Origin of the sequence: Paenibacillus sp. FSL R10-2796 (assembly GCF_037965315.1) — a bacterium.
In the GTDB taxonomy this organism is placed as follows: Bacteria; Bacillota; Bacilli; order Paenibacillales; family Paenibacillaceae; genus Paenibacillus_AQ; species Paenibacillus_AQ odorifer.
Window position 1 is genome coordinate 3,653,098 of record NZ_CP150178.1, and the last position, 26,152, is coordinate 3,679,249.

Below are 26,152 nucleotides of genomic sequence, written 5' to 3' on the forward strand. Positions count from 1 at the left end.
AGTTAATCATAGAGTAACTCTCACTAACTAAGTGTAAACTTTCGAACTGATTTTTGTATGAAGCGGAGCGAAGCAGTTTATGCTCACAAAACTTTTTAGGAGGAGAGGTAATGAGGAAAAAAGTAAGCGTGTTTCTGGCATTAACTATGTTTGTGACTATCTTTTTTTCAAATCCGATCAAGACTAATGCGGCAACCCCAGAAGCGCCTGCAGGGTGGAGAGACTTACTAGATTACCAAATATTCAGTAATATATCCGACGGCTGGGCAGGAGATAGCGGGTTTGGATTGGAGACGGAGAACAGCAAGCTTCCCATTGATTCTACAGCAATGTACAATGGATTGCCTTCATTATTGTTGAATGCGAAGACGCCTACCAGTCCTTCCTGGTACAACGCTTTAATTACGGTTGCCGGCTGGAAAGCATATGACTTTACCTCTTATCATCCAAATGGATTCCTTGAGTTTAATATCAAAGGAAATGCGGGCGGAGAGTCCTTTTTACTGGGCTTCAAAGACCGGGTATTCGAAAGAGCTGCCGGCAATGAAATTACCACTACAGTAAACATTAACAACTACGTCAACATTACTACAAGTTGGACCCATGTGAAGATCCCGTTAAAGGATCTAATTCAGGTCTCCCAAGGAATTGATGTATCTTCCATAGATGCATTATCCATCAAGAATAATGGTTTTCAACCTTTAAAAGTGTGGCTTAATGACATTAGGGTTACGTCTCCCGATAAGGAGAAAGAGTACGCCCCCATCAAGGTCAATCAATTAGGGTATCCCGTAGATGGAGTAAAGCAAGCGCTTGTAACCGGTTTTGAGGATGTGCTCACGGTCGATGCAGGTACTACGTTTAACATTATTAACGCCACAAATAATTCGACAGCTTACTCCGGAACGCTTGTACTCACCAAAAATTATGATGCTATCGATAGCGGGGAGCGTATTTTTACCGCCGATTTCACAAATTTAACGATTCCGGGAAAATATTATGTTTCAGTGCAGGGTCTTCAGAATTCGCCCAAGTTCACTATCGGCGAAGCTAACGAAATCTATGAACCCTTTTTAAATGACGTAACGAGATACTTCTATTACCAGAGAACCGGGATTAATATTACCAGCCCATACACTCAAAATTATCAAAGAACAGATTTTACTCCTGACACCGCAGTACCTTTAATGTCCAACCCTTCCATCAAAAAAGATGTTTCCAAGGGATGGTACGATGCGGGCGATAAAGGCAAGTACGTTAACGCAGGAGCCAAAGCCTTGTCGGATCTCTTCTGGGCCTATGAAATGATGCCGGAGAAATTTACAGACAATCAATTTAATATTCCTGAGAGCGGAAACGGCATTCCCGACATCCTGGATGAGGCAAGGTGGGAACTGGAATGGATGCTCAAAATGCAGGATGCTGCAACTGGCGGTTTCTATGCGCGAGTGACCTTTCAGGATGACGACAATATGGTAGACAGAGAAATTATCGATAAGGATACGGTAAGCTCGCGGACTGATATCAAAACGACCGCCGATACAGCTACCGCAGCCGGTGTATTGGCACATGCCTACTTAATTTATCAGAATATTGATCCGGCTTTTGCCCAAAGTTGCTTGGATGCGGCAATAGACGCATGGGGGTACCTGGAAGCACATCCGGAAAATATTCGGACGCCTAACACGGGCAGATGGCCTTACGATGTGACGGATGACGCTTCGAATCGTCTGTGGGCTGCAGGCTCCCTGTACCGATCGACCGGCGATGCCGAATACAATGATTATTTCCTGGCGAATTACACCGATATGGGAATATTTTTTGAGGATACCCTTGATTTCGCCAGTGGTTGGGCAAACACCTGGAATACAGGCTTCTTCAGTTATCTGAAAGCCGCTAATCCGGACTCCGGAGTCTTAAGCTGGTATTCGGATAAATTCCAGCAATGGTTCAATGACAAAGTGAGCAGATATAACGATAGCCCTTGGAAAAGCATCATAAAAGATGGTAACTACTATTGGGGAATCACCATGCAGGTTGCGGACACACCGATGGAAATGATCATCGGTACGAAGTTACTGGGAACTTTTGAGAGCAACCGCGCTATCATTAATGAGATTAACAATAGTCAGTTAGACTGGATTCTTGGCCAGAACCCGGTAGGCGTATCTTTTGTATCAGGTTACGGTGATAACAGCGTGAAATATCCGTTCAGCATCATGTATAGAACAGATGGATTACCTGGTGTACCTAAGGGATATCTTGTCGGAGGACCGAATAAATACTCCAACGACATAACCGTAGGAAACCAGATATCAAGATTTGCAGCCAAAAACTATACCGATAACTTCCAAGAATGGACTACAAATGAACATACCGTTTATTGGAATTCAGGGTTGGTATTCATTGCCGCATTCGCAACCGGAAATAGCAGCAACTCGACCATTAGTCCAACGACTGCTGCCTTTGATAAGAAAACAGCAAATCAAGCTGATATTCCGGTGACTCTAACGTTGAACGGCAACACGCTCACCGACATTAAGAACGGTACGACATCTCTCGTTGTGGACACGGACTATACCGTTTCGGGCAACACGGTCACTCTACACAAGAGCTATCTCGCGCAGCAGCCAATCGGCAAGGCGAACCTCACTTTCCTGTTTAACGCCGGTTCATCTGCTACGCTATCCGTTGCTGTGAACGATTCGTCGGTTATTAACTCGGCGATCAGTCCGACGACCGCTGCCTTTGACAAGCAAATCGCGAATCAGACCGACATTCCGGTGACCTTGACGCTGAACGATAACACACTCATCGGCATTAATAATGGCACGACTGCCCTAGTTGCTGGTACGGACTACACCGTATCAGGCACGACAGTGACGATTCAGAAGGCATATCTGGCTGCCCAACCGGTGGGAACAACGACGCTGACGTTCAACTTTAGCGCAGGAGCAAGTGCGAATCTTGAGGTCTCCGTGGTCGATACCCCCACTGCCGAAAGTGGATCTATCAAAGTGCAGCAGTACAATTCTCCTGTTACGGCAACGAGCAATTCGTTGAGCCCACGGATAAAGCTGAAGAACACCGGTACCACTGCCATCAATCTGTCCGACGTGAAGCTTCATTATTATTACACGATCGATGGGGAGAAGGACCAGAATTTCTGGTGCGATTGGTCCACTGTCGGCAGTAGCAACGTAACTGGCGACTTCGTCAAGTTGCCGGCTCCTTTGACAGGAGCTGATCATTATCTGGAAATCGGCTTTACGAGCGGAGCCGGAAGTTTGGCAGCTGGAGCCAGCATTGAGCTTCAGATCCGCGTGAACAAGACCGATTGGACGAACTACACGCAGACGGGAGATTACTCCTTCGATCCGACCGATTCGACTTACACCGATTGGAGCCATACAACTGGCTATATCGCAGGCGCTCTTCAGTGGGGAACAGAACCTCAATAAGTAACGTCACAATTGACGTTACGGCTCAATAGTGAAAACCTGAACTCCCCATTACCGCCTAAACAACGGTGTGGGGAGTGTGTAAGACAGTGAAAGGAGTGCAACAACTCTATTGAAAGCTATGCCGCTTCCTACAAATAGGAAACCAATACGTACTGTACGTAATTTTTCCATCGTGAAGAATCTTCGTACTTACTGGATGTTCTACGCAATGATGCTGCCGGGAATCGTTCTGCTTGTAATAAATAACTACATCCCTTTGTTCGGGATCGTTATTGCCTTTAAAACAATCAATTACCAGGACGGAATCCTGGGAAGCCCATGGACAGGGATGAAGAATTTCGAATATTTGTTTGCCTCGAAGGATTCGTACATCATCATTCGCAACACATTGCTTTATAATTCGCTGTTTATTGTATTGAACATGGCGCTTCCTCTAGGGTTCGCCTTGATGCTTAACGAGATGAAGAACCGCTTCCTCTCGAAGCTACACCAAACGATCATGTTCCTGCCATACTTCCTGTCGATGATCGTCATCTCGTACTTAGTGTATGGGTTCATGAGCGACGAGCGAGGATACTTCAACGGCACGTTGCTGCCGGCGCTTGGTCTTGATTCCGTACGCTGGTACTTCACGAAAGAAGTGTGGCCGATCGTTTTGCCGATCATTAACACGTGGAAAAACATGGGGTACTACACGGTTGTGTACATGGCAGCAATCATTGGTATCGACGAGGAGTACTACGAAGCCGCGACAATTGATGGGGCAAACAAGTGGCAGCAGATCAAGAAAATCACGATTCCCTTGATCATGCCTGTCCTCACGATTATGACTTTGCTGCAGGTTGGCCGGATCTTCAATGCCGACTTTGGCCTATTCTTCCAAGTGCCACGTGAATCGGGGGCATTGTTCCCTGTGACAAACGTTATCGATACCTATGTCTACCGCACCTTCCTGACCGTTGGGGATATCGGACTTTCCTCAGCAGCAGGCCTGTTCCAATCAGTCGTTGGTTTCATCTTGGTTTTTGTATCTAATTGGGTCGTTCGCCGCTTTAACCGCGAGAACGCGCTGTTCTAAGAGAGGAGCCCTTATGACCAATACAATGAGTAAATCCTTATCTGGGTCCAATCCAAAGAATCAGCTGTCGGGATGGGCGTCAACCCTCATCAACATCTTCTTTGTCATCTATTCGGCGCTCTGTATCCTACCGCTTTTGCTGATTCTTTCGGTATCGTTCTCCGATGAGCAGTCCGTTATGACACACGGATATCGATTTATGCCCGAAAATTTCAATCTGGCAGCCTATCGATTCCTAATGAAAGATATCAGTCAAATCGTTCATTCCTATGGAATCTCACTAACCGTCACGGTGATAGGTACGATACTAAGTGTCATCATAATAGCTCTGTATGCGTACCCCATTTCACGGAATAATTTTCCGCAGGCAAAGTATTTTACATTTTTTGTTTTTCTAACGATGCTGATTTCCGGTGGCTTAGTCCCTTGGTACTTGGTATACGTACAGATGCTGGAATTAAAAGATACACTTTGGGCACTGATCATGCCGCTGATCATGTCCGCATTCTGGGTACTGATCATGCGCACTTTCTTTAAGGAGACCGTACCTGAAGCTGTGCTGGAGTCAGCAAAAATAGATGGGGCAGGGGAGCTACGGATATTTATCCGAATTGTATTGCCATTATCTCTGCCGGTTCTGGCAACCGTTGCACTGTTCCAAACACTGACATACTGGAACGACTGGTTCCTAAGCCTAATGTTTATTACAGACAACCACAATATATCCGTGCAGTACTTTCTTTACAAGATGATGGTCAACATCCAGTACTTATCCAGTAACCCGAACGCGATGGCTGAAATTACCCGAGCTGGCGGAATGATCAACTTCCCAAGTGAAACCGTGCGTATGGCGATGGTGGTTGTAGGTGTTGGACCTATCGTATTTGCTTACCCGTTCTTCCAGAAATACTTTATCAGAGGCCTGACAGTAGGCTCCGTTAAAGGCTAAGATTGCCGATCACTTACGTGGGCACGGAAACGGCTAAAACCAGTATATGGTTTAGCATATCATTTTATTTTATGGGGGGATTACTTGAAAATGAAGGATACGAAAAGCAAGGCTTCACTGCTTCTCACACTGATGCTTATTTCAGCATTAGCCACTACGGCTTGCGGCAATTCAAACAACTCGAACAACGCTACACCAGATAATGCCGGAAAAGAAAGCGCCGCACCGAGCTCATCAGCGAACTCAACCACCGATAACACATCCAATGAGCCCTCGAAGCTGGAGCCTTATAAAATAAAGCTGGTCTACGAAGGAGCTCCACAGGCGGACGAGGCTATCGTCGAGGAAGCGCTGAACAAGATCTTGACCGAAAAAATCAACGCGACGGTAGATATCGCACCAATCGATTGGGGAGCATGGGATGATAAGACTAACCTCATCATCGCTTCTCGAGAGCCCGTAGACATTCTATTTACAGCCTCATGGAACGGGTATGCAAAGAACGTTGCCAAAGGTGCTTACTTAGATCTCGGTCCCTTGCTCGATCAGTATGGCCAGGGCATTAAGGATAGCTTAGATCCAGCTTTTCTCGATGGCTCCAAAATCGGCGGCAAAAATTATGCAGTCCCTACGAATAAAGAATTGGCATCGTCAGGGGGCATTGTGTACCGGAAGGATATCGCTGATGAACTCGGCATTGACATGAGTAAAGTGCAAAAGATCGAAGATTTAGATGCCGTTTATAAGATCGTTAAAGAGAAGAAGCCAACCATGTATCCGCTGTATACAACGGGTGGCACGTTCGCCTCTCACTCCTTTGTGGAATTGGATTTTTTAGGTGATACGACGATACCTGGCGCTATCGATAAGAATGGCACGGAAGCGACAGTCAAACCGGCCGAAGAGTATCCACAATACTTAAATGCATTAAAAGTAACCCGTGATTTCTTCCAGAAGGGGTATCTTAACAAAGATGCGGCCACTTCCCAAACGTCATCCCTTGATGCTTATAAGACGGGCAATGTATTTTCCACTGTAGAGCCTCTTAAGCCAGGCAAAGCAGAAGAAATCGCATCCGCGACAGGACTTGATGGCAAGCTTGCACAAATTACTTTAACAGGTAAAACGGTCGCCACATCGGAGACTACCGGCGCCATGTTAGCCATCTCATCAACTTCCAAGAACCCGGAACGCGCCATGATGCTGATTAACCTGCTTCATACAGATCAAGAGATTATTAATCTGCTTAACTTCGGTATTGAAGGTACACACTTTACACTTAATGGTAATGTTATGACGCAGACGGAGAAGTCAGGACAGTACGCACCGGGCGTCGCTTGGGAGCTGGGAAATCAATTCCTGAACTATGTCTGGAGTTCGGAAGCTCCAGACAAGTGGGAGCAGTTCAAAAAGTTCAACGAAGGCGCTAAATCATCGCCGGCACTGGGCTTCACCTTTGACAGCGAGCCAGTCAAATCCGAAGTCGGAGCACTAGCAAACGTTCTAAGAGAATATCAAAAGATGCTTGAGACCGGATCGGTTGATCTGGACAAAGAATTGCCGAAATTTATCGCCGCCCAAAAATCGGCCGGCCTAGATAAAGTCATTGCTGAAAAGCAAAAACAGCTTGATGAATTCCTTGCCAGTAGATGATATGTGTTCATAGCAAATAAAGGACCTACTCATTGTTCTGGATAAGAACAATGAGTAGGTCTTTTTGACTTTCGCTATATAATTCACAGTGTCAACTAGGCTTTAAGAGGCTTGGTCGAATTGGCTATTATAAAGCTCCGCATAAAAACCATTTTTGGCAAGTAGTTCTTCGTGGCTGCCGCTTTCCAGGATATCGCCTTCCTTCAGAACCAGAATCACATCGGCGTTCTTAATGGTTGAGAGTCTATGCGCAATAACAAAAGAGGTTCTTCCCTCCATGAGCTTATCCATTGCCTGCTGAATCAAGAGCTCTGTTCTTGTATCGACTGAGCTTGTAGCTTCATCGAGGATGAGCATTGGGGCATTTTTGAGCATCGCGCGGGCGATCGTAAGCTGTTGCTTTTGGCCCGTGGATAAATTAACTTTGTCATTTAGTATGGTATTATAACCGGCACTTAAGGTCTGAATGAAATGATGCAAGCCTACCGACTTACAAGCATCTTCAACTTCTTTATCGGTTACACCTGTTTTGTTGTACACTAGATTTTCCCTGATAGTGCCCTCAAAAAGCCAGGTGTCCTGCAAGACCATACAGAATAGATCATGGATGTTTTCTCTTGTTAAGCTGCTGATGGGGGTATCATCAATATAAATCTCTCCGCCCTTTAATTCATTAAACCGTATTAGAAGATTTATCAGTGTAGTTTTACCTGCGCCGGTAGGGCCGACTATAGCAATTTTTTGCCCAGGCTTAATCTCTGCAGAAAAATCTTTAATCACAAGTTTATCTGAATTTTCATAAGCAAATTGCACATGTTCAAAATCAACTTTGCCCACAGCAGTTTTAAGATGTCTTTCTTTATGACTTTCATTGTCCATTTCGTCAGCATCGAGGAACTCAAATACACGTTTGCTTGCCGCGGAAGCCGATTGCAGACTTTGTGCGGCTTGAGCAATCTGAGAGAGCGGTTGTGTAAAGTAACGGACATACAGTATAAAGGCTACAATGACCCCAAAGGATATCGTTCCGTTCATAGCTAGAACAGCACCAACTACACAAACGGCCACAAAACCTAGATTGCCTATAAACATCATAATCGGCATCATAAGACCGGAGAGGAACTGCGCTTTAAATGCACTATCTTTAAGATTCATATTCAGGGATTCAAATGTATTGCGCATTTGTGATTCACCATTGTAGGCTTTCACTACAGTATGTCCTGTATATACTTCCTCCACATGGCCATTGATTTTCCCTAAGTATTCTTGCTGACTTTGAAAATACTTTTGGGATTTTTTCATAATTGCCGCTATGAGGCCAAAGCCAATGATAGTTGCAACTACCGCCGTAATAGTCATGATCACATTTGTTTTGAACATCATGATGATGGATCCCGTAAAGAGGGCAAGGGCAGTTACCAATGTGCCTACGCTTTGGTTTAAAGCTTGCCCGATCGTATCCACATCGTTGGTAACCCGGGACAGGATGTCACCGGTTGTAGAATTATTATAATAAGAGATCGGAAGTTTGTTCATTTTGCGTGAGAGATCGGCTCTTAAGTTTTTGGAGACCTTTTGCGTAACTGCGGACATAATTAATCCTTGTACCAAAGATAACACAGCGCTAAGGATATAGATAAATACAAGGAAAAGGCCGATAGAAGTTACTGCTTCCATATCAATTCCGGTGACGAGGCCGGCCGTGATCAAGTCTGTCATCTCCGAAAGCTTATCCGGTCCAAGCAGAGTCAGAACCGTACCGATTGCTGCACTAATAATAGCTATAAGAACTACAGGGATATATTTTCTGCAATAGTGGAGAAGTTTGCTCCACGTGTTGAGTTGCTCTTTGCTTTTGTTCATTAAGCTAGTTCCTCCTTTGAAAGTTGTGAGTAAGCAATCTCTTGGTAGACATCACAGGTCTGCATCAATTCATCATGTGTTCCCATGCCTGCCATTCGTCCGGCTTCCAGTACAATGATTTTGTCTGCGTCTTTGATTGTACCGATCCGTTGGGCAACGATTAGTATCGTTGTACCGCTAGATTTTTTCTTCAATTCACTTCGCAATTTGCGATCCGTCTTATAATCAAGCGCTGAGAAGGAATCGTCGAAGATTAATATTTCAGGACGACGGGCAATGGCTCGGGCAATGGAAAGACGTTGTTTTTGACCGCCAGACAAGTTTGTACCGCCTTGAGAGACATGAGCCTCGTAGCTTCCTTCCATCTTTTCAACAAAATCTGAAGCTTGAGAGGTGTAAATGGCATCAACAACATCAGAGGACAGATCACTGCCATTATCGCCAAAAGCAACATTAGAGCTCACCGTGCCGCCAAACAAAATCGCTTTCTGAGATACATATCCCATTTTATTGCGCAGTGCAGTTTGCTCATATTGGTTAACATTAATATCATCCACCAACACTTCACCTGCTGTAGCATCATAAAAGCGAGGAATCAGGTTCACGACGGTACTTTTTCCGCATCCGGTTGAACCGATAAAGGCTACAGTTTCTCCTTTTTTCACCGTAAAGCTGATATCTTTAATAACGTATTCTTCTGCATCCGGATATTTAAAGCTGACATTTTTGAATTCGACCTCACCCAACCGATTTGCCCTGGAGGAAGTAAGTGATCCGTTCTCTAAGCTTGGCTTAGTATCCAGCACTTCATTGATTCTTTTAGCGGATACATGGGCACGAGGCATCAGGATAAAAATCATGATCAGCATCATGAATGCCATAACCACCTGCATCGCATAGGATGAGAAGACAATCATATCTGAAAATAAGCCCATCTTCGCCGTACCATTGGCATTTTGAATCAAAATAGCACCAATCCAATATATTGCGAGACTTAAACCGCTCATAATCAGAGAAATACTTGGCATCATCATGGACAGTACATTATTGGCGAATAAATTCGTTCGGGTAAGCTCGCTGTTGGCTACACTAAATTTATCTTCCTGGTAGCTTTCCGCATTATACGCACGAATGACACGAAGGCCGGTAAGATTCTCTCTTGCAACACGATTAAGATTATCAGTCAGTTGCTGCAATTTTTGGAATTTCGGAAGCACTAGCACGATCACTATGCCGACAATAAGAATCAATACCCCAATGGCGACACCGGTAGCAAGCGACCACTGCCAACTCTTGCCTGTAATTTTGAGCATTGCCCAAACGGCAAGGATGGGAGCCTTCACCAGCAGTTGCGGACCGATGACAATCAGCATTTGCACTTGTGTAATGTCATTTGTTGAACGGGTAATTAAACTAGCTGTAGAGAAGTTGTTGATTTCTTCCATAGAGAAAGACTGTACCTTATCAAACAATTTGGAGCGTAATCTTGAAGAGAAGTTGGCGGCAATTTTAGCGGCGATCCCTGCCACTATAATTGATGTGGCTAAGCTGCCAAGGGCACAGAGCAACATCCAGCCTCCGGCTGCAATGATTTCGCTCATTTCACTCCCTGGTATCTGTACAAGACGAGTAATCTCGCTCATATAACCGGGCAATTCCAGATCCAGCCATACCTGTGTGACAATGAATAGGATGCTGATACCGATTAGGGCCCATTCCTTCGGTTTTAAGTACTTAAGTATAGTTACCATACATCTGACTCCTTTATGTGGCGTTGCTTAAATGATAACGAAAGAAGATAAACTGAAAGTTAACTTTTCTGAAAAATAAAAAAACCCTGAAAGAACGATGAGGTTCTCCAGGGCTCGTACTACATTCCAATCGGAATCGTAACTGTAAATGTGGTTCCTTGTAATGGAATGCTTTCGCAAGAAATGGTTCCATGGTGTAGATGAATGATTTTTTTAACAATTGCTAATCCAAGTCCATTGCCTGCAGTAGAGTGGGAAGTATCCTGCTGATAAAATTTATCGAATATCTTGGGAAGAGCCTCAGGATGAATACCGCTTCCGCAGTCACGAACTAGAATCAACAGGTTATCTTCGTTTTTCTTCATGTTAACTTCAATTTCGCCATGTTCAGGAGTGAATTTGATCGCGTTATCCAATAAATTTAACCAAACCTGATTTAAAAGCTCTTTATTGCCGGAGAGTTCATAATCCTGAATATTAACATTCAGCTTCAGGTGCTTCTTCTCAAATTTGGCAGCCAGTAAAAGCACAGACTGGCGAATTTGTTCCCCAACATTAAACCGCATTTTGTTTGTCAGAATCTTTTGCGTCTCAACCTGCGTCAGCTCCAGTACATTCGAAGCAAGGGAGGCAAGTCTGGTCGATTCCTCAATGACAATATCTAGATATTCATTCCGTTCTTCTTTGGTAAGATCATCGTTCTTTAAGACTTCGGCAAACCCTTTAATAGATACAATCGGTGTTTTGAATTCATGGGAAAAATTATTCACAAAATCGGTTCGCAGAATTTCGATACCCCCAAGCTCTTCAGCCATCCGGTTAAAATTCTCTGATAAAATTTCAAACTCTGGCGGGCTTTTGAGCTGGAGCCGCATGGAGAAGTCACCGCTGGCAAGACGCTCTGTGGCCTCAATAAATAACCGGATGGATTTTACCATTTTCCGGCTTGTGATGGCTGATATCGTGGTACCGATAATTGTACAAGCGATTAATACCATTATGGGTAGTACGAATCCATCCTGGGCAAGCTCTTCGTTCAACAAACCAAAAACCTGTGCGAGAAAGAAGAGTAGTCCTGTAATCACAACGGTAATAAGAAAGATGAAAAATATGATAAGAGAAAAATAGATGGGAAGGCTGATTCTGTTGCTGAGCTTGTTACTTATTTTGCTCACTGGCTTCGCACCGCCTTGTATCCAAGACCTCTGACGGAAACCAGTTCAAACTCTGGATAAGCGTCAACCCGTTTCCGCAGGCGATTGATATGCACATTAACGGTTGTATCCGTACTTTCACTTTCCATGCCCCATATCTCGTCCATAAGCTGGATGCGCGTGAAAATCCGTTCAGGATAAGACAATAACTTATACAACAAATAGAATTCTTTTTGCGGTAGCGTTTGTCTCTCGTCCTCCCGGGTTACTGTCAATGCGTCATAATCAAGGATCACTTTACCCACTACTAATTTGCGGGCACTTGCGATTTGTGAACGGCGAAGCAGCGCTTGGATTCTGAGCAGCATTTCTTCGGTATCAATGGGTTTGGTCATATAATCATCAGTTCCAATCCGGAACCCCTTTTTCTTATCTTCAGGCAGCTGTTTTGCTGTAGCCATAAGAATGGGGACCAAGCTATCGGCATCTCTTACTTCCTTGGCGAATTCATAACCATCCATATTAGGCATCATGATATCCAGAATGATTAGATCAATATGCTGTGAATCAAGGACCTCCAAAGCTTTAACTCCGTCTTCAGCAGTTACAACATCATATCCTTCGCGTTTCAGAACAGCTTCAAGAAGTCTTCTTACATGCTTATCATCTTCAACAACGAGTATGTTAATCATTACTGTTCACTCCAATAGTAGGTTTGTATCCATTATTACCTGTGGGGAATTTGTTTTAAAGGGAGCAGAATCAATATTTATCTAATCTTAAGATTTGGTTTGAAATCCTTGTAGTCGATATAAAGTGACTCATACATAGGGAGGATTCAATGAAATGAGAGGAATAGGCAATGATTTAATACTATTATGATATCTGTTTTGTGAAAAATTGTTGCATACTAAAATAGTACCCAAACTAATTTAGCTGGATTAACGTGCTGAAAATAATGCAGACTACGTCGAGCGTTGAACTTTGACTGAACTTCATGCGAAAGGAAGATCACAGATGCAAATGCGTAAATTAGGAAATAGTGGCTTGGAAGTTTCGGCAATAGGGTTTGGCTGTATGGGAATGGATCATGCCTATGGAAAGCCAGCAGATCGTAATGAAATGGTTAAATTAATTCGCAGAGCAGTTGAACTAGGATGTAATTTCTTTGATACTGCTGCTTTTTATGGAGATTCCAATGAGGAATTAGTAGGCGAAGCCCTTGCACCACTAAGAGATCAAGTTGTGATTGCAACTAAATTTGGAATTTTAGGACAAGAAGCTGTAGACGGTCAACCTCAACTTATTTTGAATAGCACACCAGATTCTATTCGTGAACAAATAGAAGGCTCATTAAAAAGGTTGAAGGTCAATTGCATTGATTTATATTATCAGCACCGAGTGGATCCGAATGTCGAACCTGAAGCTGTCGCAGAAACAATGAAAGATTTAATAGCTGAAGGGAAGATTAAAACATGGGGAGTCTCTAATGCACCGATTGATTATATGAAACGAGCACATGCTGTATGTTCGATTACTGCAACCCAAAATCAGTACTCCATGATGTGGCGTGAACCGGAAAAAGAGTTGTTTGAGCTTTGTGAAGAGTTAGGAATTGCTTTTATCGCTTACAGTCCATTAGGAAATGGTTTCTTAAGTGGTAAATATACCAAGGAAACCAAATATGATGAAGGTGACTATCGAAGTTTCATGGGAAGATTCAAACCTGATGTGATTGATCATAATCAAGTGTTATTAGATTTAATTACTCAAGTTGCAAAAAGTAAAAATGCAACACCAGCTCAAGTCGTACTCGCGTGGGAATTAGCTCAAAAACCATATATCATTCCAATTCCAGGCACTACAAAATTAAACAGATTAGAAGAAAACCTATATGGAGCTGATCTCAAATTAACAAAGGAAGATGTAGATAGTCTAAATGAAGCTTTGTCTAAAATGGATATTGATAGTTCACACTTTTAAATAGAGCTATATCATCAACTAATAGGAGGATTTTTTATGCAAAAAGTTATTTTGAACAATGGTGTTGAAATGCCGATACTTGGTTTTGGGGTTTTTCAAATTCAAGATGAAGCTGAATGTGAACAAGCTGTTTACGATGCGATCATGTCAGGTTATCGACTGATAGATACCGCAGCCTCATACCTAAACGAAGAAGCGGTGGGAAGAGCCATCAAACGGAGTGGAGTACCAAGAGAAGATCTATTTATTACTACAAAATTATGGGTTCAAGATACAGGATACGAACGTACAAAGGAAGCATTTGAAAAATCCCTTTCAAGATTGCAACTTGATTATTTGGATTTGTATTTAATTCATCAGCCATTTGGCGATGTGCATGGTTCTTGGCGGGCGCTGGAGGAATTGTACCGTGAAGGAAAAATCAGAGCGATTGGCGTAAGTAACTTCCAGAACGATCGTCTGATTGATTTGATTATTCATAATGAAGTAACACCTGCCGTTAATCAAGTTGAGACACATCCCTTCTGCCAACAAATTGAAAGTGCTGCATTCATGAAAGAAAACAATGTTCAGATTGAATCATGGGGTCCATTTGCTGAAGGTAAAAACAACATGTTCCAGAACGAAGTTTTAGTATCAATAGCCCAAAAATATAATAAATCTGTTGCCCAAGTGGTTTTACGCTGGTTGACGCAAAGAGGAGTTGTTGTGATTCCAAAGTCTGTCCGGAAAGAAAGAATAATTGAAAACTTTAATATCTTTGACTTTGAATTACACTCAGAGGATATAGAAAAAATTACGCTGTTAGACACAAAAGAGAGCTTGTTCTTTTCACATAGAGATCCTGTAATGGTAAAAGCGTTAAGTACCAGGAAGCTGGATATCTAATTTTTCTTAGGATTTTGTTGTTTTTATAAAAGAGGGGTTAACCAAAATTAAGGGGTTAACCCCTCTTTTATTTAGAAGAACACCCTTAGCCTTGAACAGTTCATTCTAATTTGAAGGTTTAAGAATAAAGGCAGCTAAAGTTTGTAAATATCGCATTATAATCTTGATCTTCTCCAGTGGCGTACAAACCAATAAGCACACCTGTGAATCCTCCGGCTATTTCAGAGGATAGATATTTGGTTTGCGCAGCTCCGAGTAAGATCTCAGTACCGTCTACCTGGATATAAAAGTGATAATGCGTTGGACTGCTTTTGACAACTAATGAAGCATGGTTGCACTGACCTATATTTTTTGTTTTTTCAATGGATTTGATATCTCCGATATTCAGCCGTTCGATAATTTCATAACCCTCTGGATGTTTACGCAAGGCCAAGTCATAATGGTGATTTTCGTCCATGTAAAGTGTAATTCCGGCTTCACCATTCGTAAGGCTGACTTGGCACGAAATAATTGCGTTAAAATCTTTTTGACGTATACCAATAAATGTCGGAGTAGCCGGGATATCTAACGTAACTGCTGTTCCTTTAAGCTTTATTTTATCAGCTTCTAACCGATAATTTTCTGTAACCGGGTGACGCAGGTAACACCAGTCCAAATTCCAATCTGTATTCTCGAACGTAAAGACTCTTTTCTCCTGCTGAATGACTGTGTCCGCAATACGATCAGTCTCGAAACTTATAAGTGTGGTACCTTCATGACCTGCTGTAAACCATCCATCCTCGCCAAAGGTAATCGGAGTTAGAAAAACCTCGCGCCCCAAATGGTGATAGGTAAGATACTGGTCAGTCTGCCGGAATCCGAGATGTAACAGCCACCAATCCCCCTCATGGTCTTGTACCAAATCTCCATGTCCAACTCCCTGAAGCTCGTAACCGCCTAAATTTCGATTAGTCAATACGGGGTTATGAGGGTAGGCTTTGAATGGACCAGTAGGAGAATTGCCTCTTGCATAAGTAACCATATGCCCATATTCGGTTCCACCCTCAGCAGCTAGCAGATAGTATTGTCCATTAATTTTGTATAAATGAGGACTCTCCAAATAACGCCCACCGGATCCTTGCCAGATTGAACGGCTTGGCGACAGCTTCTGCCCAGTTTCAATTTCAATTTCACATTGGACTATACCATTAACTCCGTAATCGTCTGTCCCATTACACATGAAATACGTATTGCCGTCTTCAAAATACAAATCCGGATCAATACCGCCTTGATCTACATTAATCGGATCAGACCATTCGCCGTAAATATTGTCAGTCCAGACATAGAAGTTCTGGCGCAGAGTGTCATTAGTGGTCGTCATGTAGAATCGTCCATTATTGTACCGCAGGGTGGGGGCGAATACACCACCGGAGCTGTCCACAGTATCCAGTTGAATCTGGTTCTTTCGGGTTAAGCAATGACCGATTTGGGTCCAATTAATTAAATCTTTGCTTTCAAAAATCGGAACACCGGGAAAATACTGAAAGGAACTGCAGACCAAATAATAAGTGTCTTCAACTTTACATGCGCTGGGATCAGGATAAAACCCTTTGATGACCGGGTTATTGTATTTCATTTCTCCACCTCATTAATAAATTCATATAAATAAGAATTCAATATATTTAACTACTAAGAAAATTAAACACTATTGCTTATAGGTTTTCAATGAATCGGGGTTGAAGATATACGTTATATTTATTAAATTAATATATATGTAATTTCAATAAGCACAGGTCAGGTGATTAAGATGATGATCAAAGCAAACGGCGAAGCAAAATTCATGTCGTTGTATGAAGCGCTGGCAAGCGAAGTCAGATGGAGGATTATGAGCCTCATTGCAGATAATGAAATGAATGTGAAGGAGATCGCGGCTAAGTTAGAGCTTAGCCCTTCCATAGTTACTATGCATATCCGAAAGCTCGAACAAGCTGGACTTACAGGAAGTCACAGGATACGCCTAAACGGAGGAACACACAAAATGTGCTTCCTTAAACAAAAAAGAGTTGAAATCGAACTCCCCACTGCCACTCAAACTCCGAGGATCAGAGAGCAGACCATTTCAGTCGGTCATTATACCTCGTTTGATGTCCATCCTACATGTGGTCTTGGGACACAAGAGAAAGAGATTGGGGTTTGGGACGATCCCCGCTATTTTCTCGATCCCGAGCGGGTCAACGCCGGCATTTTGTGGTTTGGGAGAGGTTACGTAGAGTACAAAACGCCTAACTACTTACTTCCCGGTCAAATGCCCGAGGCCATCGAGATTTCAATGGAAATTGCTTCTGAAGCGCCAGGCTTGAAAGATCATTGGCCTTCGGATATTGAGTTCTTTTTTAACGGTGTGAAGCTTGGAACTTGGACCAGTCCGGCAGACTTTGGAAGAGCGGCACGAGGCATATATACTCCGGATTGGTGGCATCGGAATGTAAATCAATACGGGTTATTGAAGACGATCCGCATTGACACTTCGGGCACATTTATTGATGAAGAAAAGATGTCGGACATTACTGTCGCAGATATTTTGCTACGGGAACAATTCTGGACGCTTCGGTTCGCAGTTGACGAGAAGGCTGTTAATGTTGGTGGTTTGACACTTTATGGGGCTGGATTCGGTAACCATGACCAGGATATTTTAATTCGTGTGTACCTAGGAACGATGACCTAATGAAGCAGGATAGTTCAGTTATAGTTGTTTTCTCCATCCAGTTTATCAGCTGGAGCTGGTAAACTATCCATATATTGAAGAAGTTGAAAGGAGAGATATTCTGAATTATAACGAGGTTATTAAAATCGCTGATACACACTTACTTCCATTAGTGAATGAATTGTACGGATTGGAAGGTTGTGAAATCAGGCTTATCAATGCACATGAAGGAGGACGGAATGTCGCATATAACTGTGATAAAGCTGATTCTGAAGCAAAAATAATCAGAATTGCCTTCTTAAGTGACAGAAGCCGAGAAGATATTTTGGGTGAAGTGGAATATATCAGGTATTTGTACGAGCATGGCGGCAGTGTTTCGAATGTGGTCAACTCCCAGAAGGGGAATCTGCTGGAAACGATAACTCTTAATAATCATACCTTTTTTGTCTGCTTGTTTGAAAAGGCCAAGGGGGGTATGCTCGTGGAAAATAATTATCAGTATCGGGAAGGCGTTCCTATTACGGAATACTATTATAACTGTGGCAAAGTTCTTGGAAAAATGCATCAATTATCGAAGGGTTATACACCTGTCCATTCTCGGTATGATTTTTTTGATAAATACAATGCCGATTATATAGATAAGCTAATACCTGACTCGTTACCTCTGTTGAAAGAGAAACTGGTAGACCTCCTTACAACCTTAGAAGGGATGGACAGGGATCACGAGTCTTTTGGGATGGTTCATTTTGATTACTGCGATGGGAATTATATGATCGATTTTGATACAGGGCAAATAACTGTTTTTGATTTCGATAACTCCTGCTTTTGTTGGTATATGTATGACCTGGCAAATCTCTGGACACTTGGAGTGGGCTGGATACAATTTGAACAAGACACTGATAAACGCAAACAGTTTATGGATGATTATTTTAAAACAGTCCTTGATGGCTACAGATCCGAGACCAGGATCGAAGATTCGATGTTAGACACATTGCCATTGTTTATCCAAGTAACCCTCATGGAAAACATCGTTGATGCATTCGAGGTAATGCGGAACAATGGTGAAGACCCGGAATGCGATGAAGAGCTGTCATATCGTATAAAATGTCTAGAAGACGATATCCCATATGTAGGATTTTTCCATGAAATTTACTCATGTGATGAACCCTTTGAGTATGAGAAACGAGATATTTAGGATGAGGGTGTTTTTGATATGCTGCGGATAAATTCATATGTAGACTCAAATAAGCAGGAGTTGGAGTAAATATGGCTTACGAAAAACCGGAATTGACCATGAGTGAAATTGAAAAAGTACTGTGGAATCATCTTGGACAGGGAGCGGCTGAGATTACACCGTTGTCTGGCGGCAATATAAGCAACGTGTTTTCTTTTATTTTAGAAGGAAAAGACTATGTTGTGAAATTCAGCGATTTGGAACGAGCATATGAGACCGAACAATTTGTATCTAATTTGCTACTCGACCAAGGTATCCCTTTCCCAAAATGTTTGGGGTTAGGGAGGACTAATCAGTTAACCTATTTGATCATGGAGCGAATGGAAGGTCGCAATCTATCCGATTGTACAGCAGAGGAACAAACCCGTCTGATGCCAGAAATTATCGGCATTTTAACAAGAATGGCCGAAGCGGATATTGGGGGAACTAACGGTTATGGTTGGATCGGACCTGACGGCAATGGTTCCTATTCATCTTGGAAAGACTTCGTCATTGCCGTAAATGCGGAAGATCAGACGGGGACATTCTGGGAAAATTGGCATGAACTCTTCCGCACGTCTTGCTTGGAAAGAGACGTATACGAAGAAATCTATAGTCGTTTGATGACCTACGTACCCTATAATGAATCTAATAGAAGCTTTATACACGGAGATTTTCAACAGTGGAATATGTTGTCCAACGGAACACGGATAACCGGCATTATTGATGGTAATTACATGTATGGCGATTCTCTCATAGACCTTGCGGTTCTCGACAAGCATATGCCTTGGTGTGATGTCATTAACACGTATCAAAATTATCAAAAGAAAGCTATAATAGTAACCCCGAATTTTGAGGAGCGGCTAATCGGTGCCTATTATTTTAAGGGACTCGATGGACTTCGATTCTATGCTAAGATGGGCTGGACAGAGGCTTATCAGGACACACGGCATTTTCTTTTAAACCTAAAAGCGTAATAACTGAACACTTTACCTTATCCTATACATTTAATAGCCGCATAATTGCGGCTTTTTGTATATAAATATCAAATTTCTAGGAGCAAATTCTCCACTGGGATTATAGCCTAGGCTGACAACCTGTAATAAATGCACCTGAACTTGCCATTAATCCACTATCTATAGCTTTGTCCAACTTGATAAAATGTAAGCGCAATCATTTAATCAATCGATTGGAGGAGTATGGCATGAAAAAGATTGGGGCAGGTTTTATATTCTTACTTGTGATGTGCGCAGCCTTATCCACAACTGCGTTCGCGAAACAGCCTTATTCATCCTATTGGTTTCCGGAGCAATTGCTTCAGTGGAGTCCGGCATCCGACCCGGATGCGGCATTTAACCGGAGCACAGTCCCGCTGCAGGACCGTTTTGTAGCAGATGGAGTCAACGCTCATGCAACCAAAGCGCCAAAAGTCATGGCTTTATCAGCACTGAACCCGGGAACAAGCGGAGTTCCATCGCAGGGTTCAAGCAAATTCGAAGCTAACACATTTACCTATTGGCAATATGTTGACAAGCTGGTCTATTGGGGTGGTTCCGCGGGCGAAGGGATCATCGTACCTCCAAGCGCTGATACGATCGACGCGGCTCATAAAAATGGCGTGCCGATCATCGGAACGGTGTTCTTCCCACCAACCGTATATGGCGGGAAGTATGAATGGGTCAAGCAGATGCTTCAGCAGAATAGTGACGGATCCTTTCCTGCTGCTGACAAGTTGATCCAGGTTGCGAGCCATTACGGATTTGACGGCTGGTTTATTAACCAGGAGACTGAGGGCGGAACGCCGGCTGACGCACAGCAAATGAAAGCTTTCCTAAGTTATCTGGAATCGCACAAGTCAAATTCTATGCACATCGTATGGTATGATTCCATGACCAATGAGGGCAGTATTAGTTGGCAAAATGCACTTAACGACAAGAATGCGATGTTCCTGCAAGACAATAAAAAGCAAATAACAGACAATATGTTCCTGAACTTTTGGTGGAAGGATCTTAAAAGCTCGGCAGAGAAGGCTAGAAGCTTGGGCAGAAGTCCTTATGACTTGTATGCAGGCATCGATGTCGAAGCCAAGGGTTACGATACAAAGGTGAACTGGAATCTGTTGTTTCCGGATAAAGATCCTGCCGTTACTTCCCTTGGTATTTACCGCCCCGATTGGGCTTTTAACAGCGCAGAGAGTATGGAAGATTTCTTCGTACGCGAGAACAAATTTTGGGTGGGTCCAAACGGGAATCCGAGTAACACCTCGAGCGATCAAGCCTGGAAAGGTATCGCTAACGATGTGATCGAATCATCACCAATCAATGAGCTGCCTTTCACCACCAACTTCAACACGGGAAGCGGACAGAAATATTTTGTAAGAGGGAAGCAGGTGCGGGATAAAAGCTGGAACAACCGGAGTCTGCAGGATATTCTTCCCTCCTGGCGTTGGATTGCAGACAGCAAAGGTACCCCGCTTTCACCAGTGCTCGATTGGTCCGATGCCTATTACGGCGGCAGTTCGTTGATGGTATCAGGCGTACTGAACCCTAACAATGCGACACATCTGAAGCTCTACAAGACCAACCTTAAGATCGAAGCAAGCACAAAGCTGTCTATTACGTACAAAACACAAAATAAGCCAAGCCTGAAGGTTGGTCTTTCATTCGCAGATCAGCCCGATCAAAATATCTTCCTTAATGTGAAGGATAAGACATCGCCAGACTGGACAACTGAAACATTGAATTTGACCCCATACAAAGGGAAACGGATCGTAGCGTTGTCACTGTATTTTGATTCTAAGAATGCGATTAATAATTACAACATTCAAATTGGCCAGCTCTCCATTCAAAATGCTAATGACCCGATCAAACCACTACCCGCGGTTCGCGATCTTAAGGTCACTCAAACTGATTTTCGCAATGGTATTTATGGAGATGCCAGATTACAGTGGAAACAGCTTGACCAACAGGTCAAGCAATACGAAATCTATCGAGTGCTTCCAGATGGCAGTGAGATGTTCATAGGTGCAACACCAAATCATGTGTTTTACGTTCCTGAGATGCGAAGAATAGACAAAGAAACTATCACAGTATTGAAGGTTGTTGCCGTCAATGGAAGATACGAGCAAGGTCAATCCTCTAGCGTGAAGATCAGCTGGCCGGATTATCCAAAGCCGACTGCGGAGTTCAAAACTGATCGAACCCTAGTCGCTCCAGGCGAGAGCGTAAACTTCACCGACCTGTCGACTGAAGTGACAGAAGGATGGTCATGGACCTTCGAAAGCGGAAGCCCCGCGGTCAGCACATCAAAGAACCCAGTTGTGACGTTCGCTCAGGAAGGCGTTTATAGTGTGACGCTGACTGCAACTAACAGCTCGGGCCAAGACACAATTACGAAAAAAGCGCTTATCACAGTGAGTAAGGAAGCTGGAGCAGTGAAAAATCTGGCACTTGGTAAAACTGCAACAGCCGATCATGCCTGCGGGGAAAAGGAAGGTGCACCTAACGCCGTAGATGGTAAAGTGACGGATAACAGTAAATGGTGCGCAATTGGTAATCTGCCCCATTGGCTTCAGGTCGACCTTGGCGCCGAACATCAACTCAGCGCTTTTGTTATCAAGCATGCCGAGAGCGGAGGAGAGTGGTCCGGTTTTAATACCAGTGATTATACGATTCAGGTCAGCAGTGACGGAACGAACTGGACGGATGTCGTCAACGTCCAAGGAAGCTCGGCTGCCGAGTCGACTGATTCAATTGCGTTAGTAAAAGCCCGCTATGTAAAATTATTGATTCTCAAACCTACGCAGGGAGCCGATACGGCAGCGCGGATCTATGAGTTTGAAGTGAAGGGATTATAATATACCCTATTACGTCATTCTAATATTAAAGCAAATAAACCGTAGGCCACTTGAGGGGCTACGGTTTATTTGTTTTAACACTAATGATAGCTGAAATCAAAAAAAGAACCTGATTTATCTCATCAGATTCTTATATATTGCATATGAAAAGACACGATGATATAATCAACTCACGACTGATATTCTATAGTGGCATAATAATTGCATCTTATATATTTAGTTTATCATGCCGTTAAATTCTTGTCAATTTTTTTCTCAATTTAATAGTTAGGAGCGATAATAAATGCGTTCTTTAGTTCTCGGTTTTCAGGAAGTGGACAATACACAGCTTTTGCTCGTTGGCGGAAAAGGGTTAAATTTAGGGAAACTATCACAAATAGAAGGAATACAAGTACCAGAAGGATTCTGTATTACAACAGTAGGATATCACCAAGCCCTCGAACAGAACCAAACGTATCATGCTTTGTTGGATCAACTAACTATGCTAAAAGTAGAAGATCGAGATCAAATCGGTGAAATCAGTAGGAAGATTCGGCAAATCATTATGGAAGCAGAAATTCCTTCCGATGTTGTGAAGGCAGTTTCTCACTATCTCACCCAGCTGGGTGATGAACATGCTTATGCAGTGCGTTCTAGTGCCACCGCTGAAGATTTACCACATGCCTCTTTTGCAGGTCAACAAGATACCTATTTAAATATCATCGGCATAGAAGCAATCCTTCAGCATATCAGCAAATGTTGGGCTTCTCTATTTACGGATCGTGCCGTAATCTACCGTATGCAAAATGGATTTGGCCACAGTCAAGTTTATTTATCCGTTATCGTTCAAAGGATGGTTTTTCCACAGGCTTCAGGGATTTTATTTACCGCTGATCCGATTACTTCTAACCGAAAACTGCTATCCATCGATGCCAGTTTTGGACTTGGCGAAGCTCTGGTCTCTGGCTTGGTATCTGCCGATGGTTATAAAGTACAGCAAGAGAAAATTGTCGATAAGAGAATAGCAACCAAAAAATTGGCTATTTACGGACTAAAAGAAGGCGGAACAGAGACCCGGCAGATCGAAATCGATCAGCAAGAGACTCAAACACTTACTGAACAACAAATTTTACAATTAGCAAGGATAGGCAGACAGATTGAAGCTTATTTTGGTTGCCCACAAGATATCGAATGGTGTTTGACCGAGGATACATTTTATATCGTCCAGAGTCGGCCAATCACGACTTTATTCCCCATCCCAGAAGCGAATGATCAAGAAAACCACGTTTATGTATCTGTTGGTCATCAACAAATGATGACAGATCCCATGAAACCGCTGGGATTGGCCTTTTACCTGTTAACGACTCCTGCACCTATGCGTACAGCTGGCGGAAGATTGTTTGTTGATGTCACACCAAGTCTTGCTTCATCTGGCAGCAGAGAAATGATCATAGAAGCCTTAGGTAAATCTGATCCCCTCATAAAAGACGCACTCATAACCATCGTAGAGCGAGAAGATTTTATAAAATTCTCGGCAGATAATGAAAAAGCTTCTACTCCGAGTAAAAGCAATACAAGCCTGCCACCTAGTGATTCTCAAGTACAACTCGAAAATGATCCGACAATCGTTTCTGACCTCATTAAGAGCAACCAAGCCTCGATAGAAGAGTTGCAACAAATCATTCAAACCAAATCAGGGGCGGAGTTGTTTGATTTTATTCTGGAAGATATGCAGCAATTAAAGAAGATTCTATTCAACCCACAAAGTATGCGTGTGATTATGGCGGCTATGGATGCTTCAGCGTGGATCAATGAAAAAATAAATGAGTGGTTGGGTGAAAAAAACGCAGCGGATACGCTTTCTCAATCTGTACAAGGCAATATAACTTCAGAAATGGGTCTGGCGCTACTCAATCTCGCTGATGTGATTCGGCCTTATCCGGAAGTCATTGATTACTTACAGCAGGTTAAAGATGAAAATTTCTTAAATGAACTGGTTAGCTTTGAGGGTGGGCAGGAAACCCAAGACGCTTTCTATGACTATCTCAGTAAATACGGAATGCGATGTACCGGAGAAATCGATCTTACAAGAACTCGTTGGAGCGAAAAGCCAACTACACTTGTCCCCATGATTCTCAGTAATATCAAAAACTTTAAACCTAATGCTGGCCATCGGAAATTTGAGCAAGGTCGACAGGAAGCTTTGAAAAAAGAACAAGAGCTATTAGATCGATTGAAGCAATTACCCGATGGTGAACAAAAAGCGAATGAAACAAAACGAATGATTGATCTCATCCGGAATTTCAGCGGGTATAGGGAATACCCCAAATACGGTATGGTTAATCGCTACTTCGTTTATAAACAAGCTTTACTGAAAGAAGCTGAACAACTAATACAAGCGGGAGTTATTCCTGAAAAAGAAGATATATACTATCTCACTTTTGGAGAACTATGCGAAGTTGTAAGCACAAATAAATTGGATTACCAGATCATCAGCAAACGCAAAGAAGAGTACAAATTATTTGAAAAACTAACTCCACCACGTGTTATTACGTCTGAAGGTGAAATCATTGCGGGTAAGTATAAACGAGAAAACCTCCCAACTGAAGCTATTGTAGGTTTAGCGGTTTCTGCCGGTGTTATAGAGGGACGTGCGCGTGTCATCTTAAACATGGAGGATGCTGATCTAGAAAACGGAGATATATTAGTTACCTTATTTACTGACCCTAGCTGGACTCCATTGTTTGTATCTGTAAAAGGCCTAGTTACTGAAGTTGGTGGACTAATGACCCATGGGGCAGTTATTGCGCGTGAATATGGCTTGCCAGCAGTTGTCGGAGTGGAGAATGCTACCAAATTGATAAAAGACGGGCAACGAATTCGTGTGCATGGAACAGAAGGCTATATCGAGATATTGTAATGGCTGAATCACGAATGTGGTTTGACAAATTCAATCTTTTGAATTATTTTTAATAGTGAATTATCAATTCATTATTAAAGGTGAGGGGCAATATGCAGTCTAAAAAAGATGAAGTGAAACAGGAAATTGAATCCGCCGCTTTAAAGGTATTTTTCCAAAAAGGCTTCTCTGATGCCAAAATGAATGATATTGCCGATGAAATTCAAATTTCTGTTGGAAATATTTATACTTATTTTAAAAATAAAAAAGAGTTGTTCTATTCGGTTGTTCCGCCGTCTTTAGTGGACTATTTGAAGAATGTGTTAGTGGAAAATATTCGCATCGATAACCAGACTTTTTTTGATGATGTTAATAATGAGAAAAAATCAGCTATCGTTCAAGAGCAAATAACTATATTAACTCAGTACAGCAGGCAGATTGTTATTATTTTTGAAAAGAATAAAGGGACCGTATATAGCAATGCCAAAAACGAGCTGATCGATCTGATGATCGAAACTAAAAGGCCCTATATTAAGGATCATTATAAAAGATACGAAATCGGAACCGAAGAAAATATGATTCTGCTGAAGATCATCGCGAACAATGTCATCAATATGATTCTGGATTTATTAAAGCACGAGATGAGCGCCGATAGCCGGAAACGGATTTTTGAGGCATTAAGCTTATACTGGCTGCATGGACTAAAAAGCTTAAACGAATAACGTCAATGCGCCGAATT

General features: G+C 42.7%; 17 protein-coding genes. 12 read left to right on the forward strand and 5 right to left on the reverse strand.

All coding sequences use genetic code 11. The features are described 5' to 3' along the window. Positions 1-110 precede the first annotated feature (110 nt). From NST58_RS16585 to NST58_RS16600, 4 genes are all read left to right on the forward strand, one after another. Positions 111-3,461, forward strand: coding sequence for a glycoside hydrolase family 9 protein (locus tag NST58_RS16585; RefSeq protein WP_339243533.1), 3,351 nt, complete (start codon positions 111-113; stop codon positions 3,459-3,461). Positions 3,462-3,582: 121 nt separating this feature from the next. After that, a complete protein-coding gene (locus NST58_RS16590) occupies positions 3,583-4,542 on the forward strand; it encodes an ABC transporter permease subunit (protein WP_038574490.1) in 960 nt (319 codons plus the stop codon). Between the two features lie 13 nt (positions 4,543-4,555). Then, positions 4,556-5,491, forward strand: coding sequence for a carbohydrate ABC transporter permease (locus NST58_RS16595; RefSeq protein ID WP_081383287.1), 936 nt, complete (start codon positions 4,556-4,558; stop codon positions 5,489-5,491). Positions 5,492-5,581: 90 nt separating this feature from the next. Then, positions 5,582-7,144 (forward strand): ABC transporter substrate-binding protein, encoded by a 1,563-nt coding sequence (locus NST58_RS16600; protein WP_076130604.1) that lies wholly within the window; start codon positions 5,582-5,584, stop codon positions 7,142-7,144. 102 nt (positions 7,145-7,246) lie between these two features. Here NST58_RS16600 and NST58_RS16605 read toward each other — a convergent pair whose 3' ends face one another. The 4 genes from NST58_RS16605 to NST58_RS16620 form a co-directional block, all read right to left on the reverse strand. Further along, entirely contained in the window at positions 7,247-9,007 is a 1,761-nt protein-coding gene (locus tag NST58_RS16605; RefSeq protein ID WP_036677200.1) for an ABC transporter ATP-binding protein, read from the reverse strand. Then, complete coding sequence (locus NST58_RS16610) at positions 9,007-10,758, reverse strand: ABC transporter ATP-binding protein (protein WP_339243535.1); 1,752 nt, start codon at positions 10,756-10,758, stop codon at positions 9,007-9,009. The genes NST58_RS16605 and NST58_RS16610 overlap by 1 nt, the downstream gene beginning before the upstream one ends. A gap of 119 nt (positions 10,759-10,877) precedes the next feature. After that, positions 10,878-11,933, reverse strand: coding sequence for a HAMP domain-containing sensor histidine kinase (locus NST58_RS16615; protein ID WP_081386330.1), 1,056 nt, complete (start codon positions 11,931-11,933; stop codon positions 10,878-10,880). Continuing rightward, positions 11,930-12,604 carry a response regulator transcription factor gene (locus tag NST58_RS16620; protein WP_076184972.1) on the reverse strand — a complete coding sequence of 225 codons (675 nt, stop codon included), beginning with the start codon at positions 12,602-12,604 and terminating at the stop codon, positions 11,930-11,932. Before NST58_RS16620 ends, NST58_RS16615 begins: the two co-directional genes overlap by 4 nt. Before the next feature lie 325 nt (positions 12,605-12,929). Between NST58_RS16620 and NST58_RS16625 the strand changes: the two genes are divergently transcribed. Together NST58_RS16625 and NST58_RS16630 are read left to right on the forward strand one after the other, a co-directional pair. Next, positions 12,930-13,895: an aldo/keto reductase gene (locus NST58_RS16625; protein WP_076219234.1), complete on the forward strand. Its 966-nt coding sequence runs from the start codon at positions 12,930-12,932 to the stop codon at positions 13,893-13,895. A gap of 36 nt (positions 13,896-13,931) precedes the next feature. After that, positions 13,932-14,783: an aldo/keto reductase gene (locus tag NST58_RS16630; RefSeq protein ID WP_339243538.1), complete on the forward strand. Its 852-nt coding sequence runs from the start codon at positions 13,932-13,934 to the stop codon at positions 14,781-14,783. A gap of 118 nt (positions 14,784-14,901) precedes the next feature. Here NST58_RS16630 and NST58_RS16635 read toward each other — a convergent pair whose 3' ends face one another. Then, positions 14,902-16,398 (reverse strand): glycoside hydrolase family 43 protein, encoded by a 1,497-nt coding sequence (locus NST58_RS16635; RefSeq protein WP_339243540.1) that lies wholly within the window; start codon positions 16,396-16,398, stop codon positions 14,902-14,904. A gap of 174 nt (positions 16,399-16,572) precedes the next feature. On the opposite strand from NST58_RS16635, the gene NST58_RS16640 reads away from it, so the two are divergent. The 6 genes from NST58_RS16640 to NST58_RS16665 all read left to right on the forward strand — a co-directional run bounded on the left by NST58_RS16640 (position 16,573) and on the right by NST58_RS16665 (position 26,135). Next, entirely contained in the window at positions 16,573-17,487 is a 915-nt protein-coding gene (locus tag NST58_RS16640; protein ID WP_339248778.1) for an ArsR family transcriptional regulator, read from the forward strand. A 151-nt stretch (positions 17,488-17,638) separates the two neighbouring features. Then, a complete protein-coding gene (locus NST58_RS16645; protein ID WP_339243542.1) occupies positions 17,639-18,661 on the forward strand; it encodes a phosphotransferase in 1,023 nt (340 codons plus the stop codon). Between the two features lie 71 nt (positions 18,662-18,732). Beyond that, positions 18,733-19,656, forward strand: a complete 924-nt coding sequence (locus NST58_RS16650) for an aminoglycoside phosphotransferase family protein (protein WP_339243544.1) — start codon at positions 18,733-18,735, stop codon at positions 19,654-19,656. Positions 19,657-19,883: 227 nt separating this feature from the next. After that, entirely contained in the window at positions 19,884-22,535 is a 2,652-nt protein-coding gene (locus NST58_RS16655; protein WP_339243546.1) for a discoidin domain-containing protein, read from the forward strand. A gap of 283 nt (positions 22,536-22,818) precedes the next feature. Further along, positions 22,819-25,434: a phosphoenolpyruvate synthase gene (gene ppsA / locus NST58_RS16660; RefSeq protein ID WP_339243547.1), complete on the forward strand. Its 2,616-nt coding sequence runs from the start codon at positions 22,819-22,821 to the stop codon at positions 25,432-25,434. Positions 25,435-25,526: 92 nt separating this feature from the next. Next, on the forward strand, positions 25,527-26,135 hold the full coding sequence (locus NST58_RS16665) for a TetR/AcrR family transcriptional regulator (protein ID WP_076133162.1): 609 nt from the start codon (positions 25,527-25,529) through the stop codon (positions 26,133-26,135). Positions 26,136-26,152: the final 17 nt, after the last annotated feature.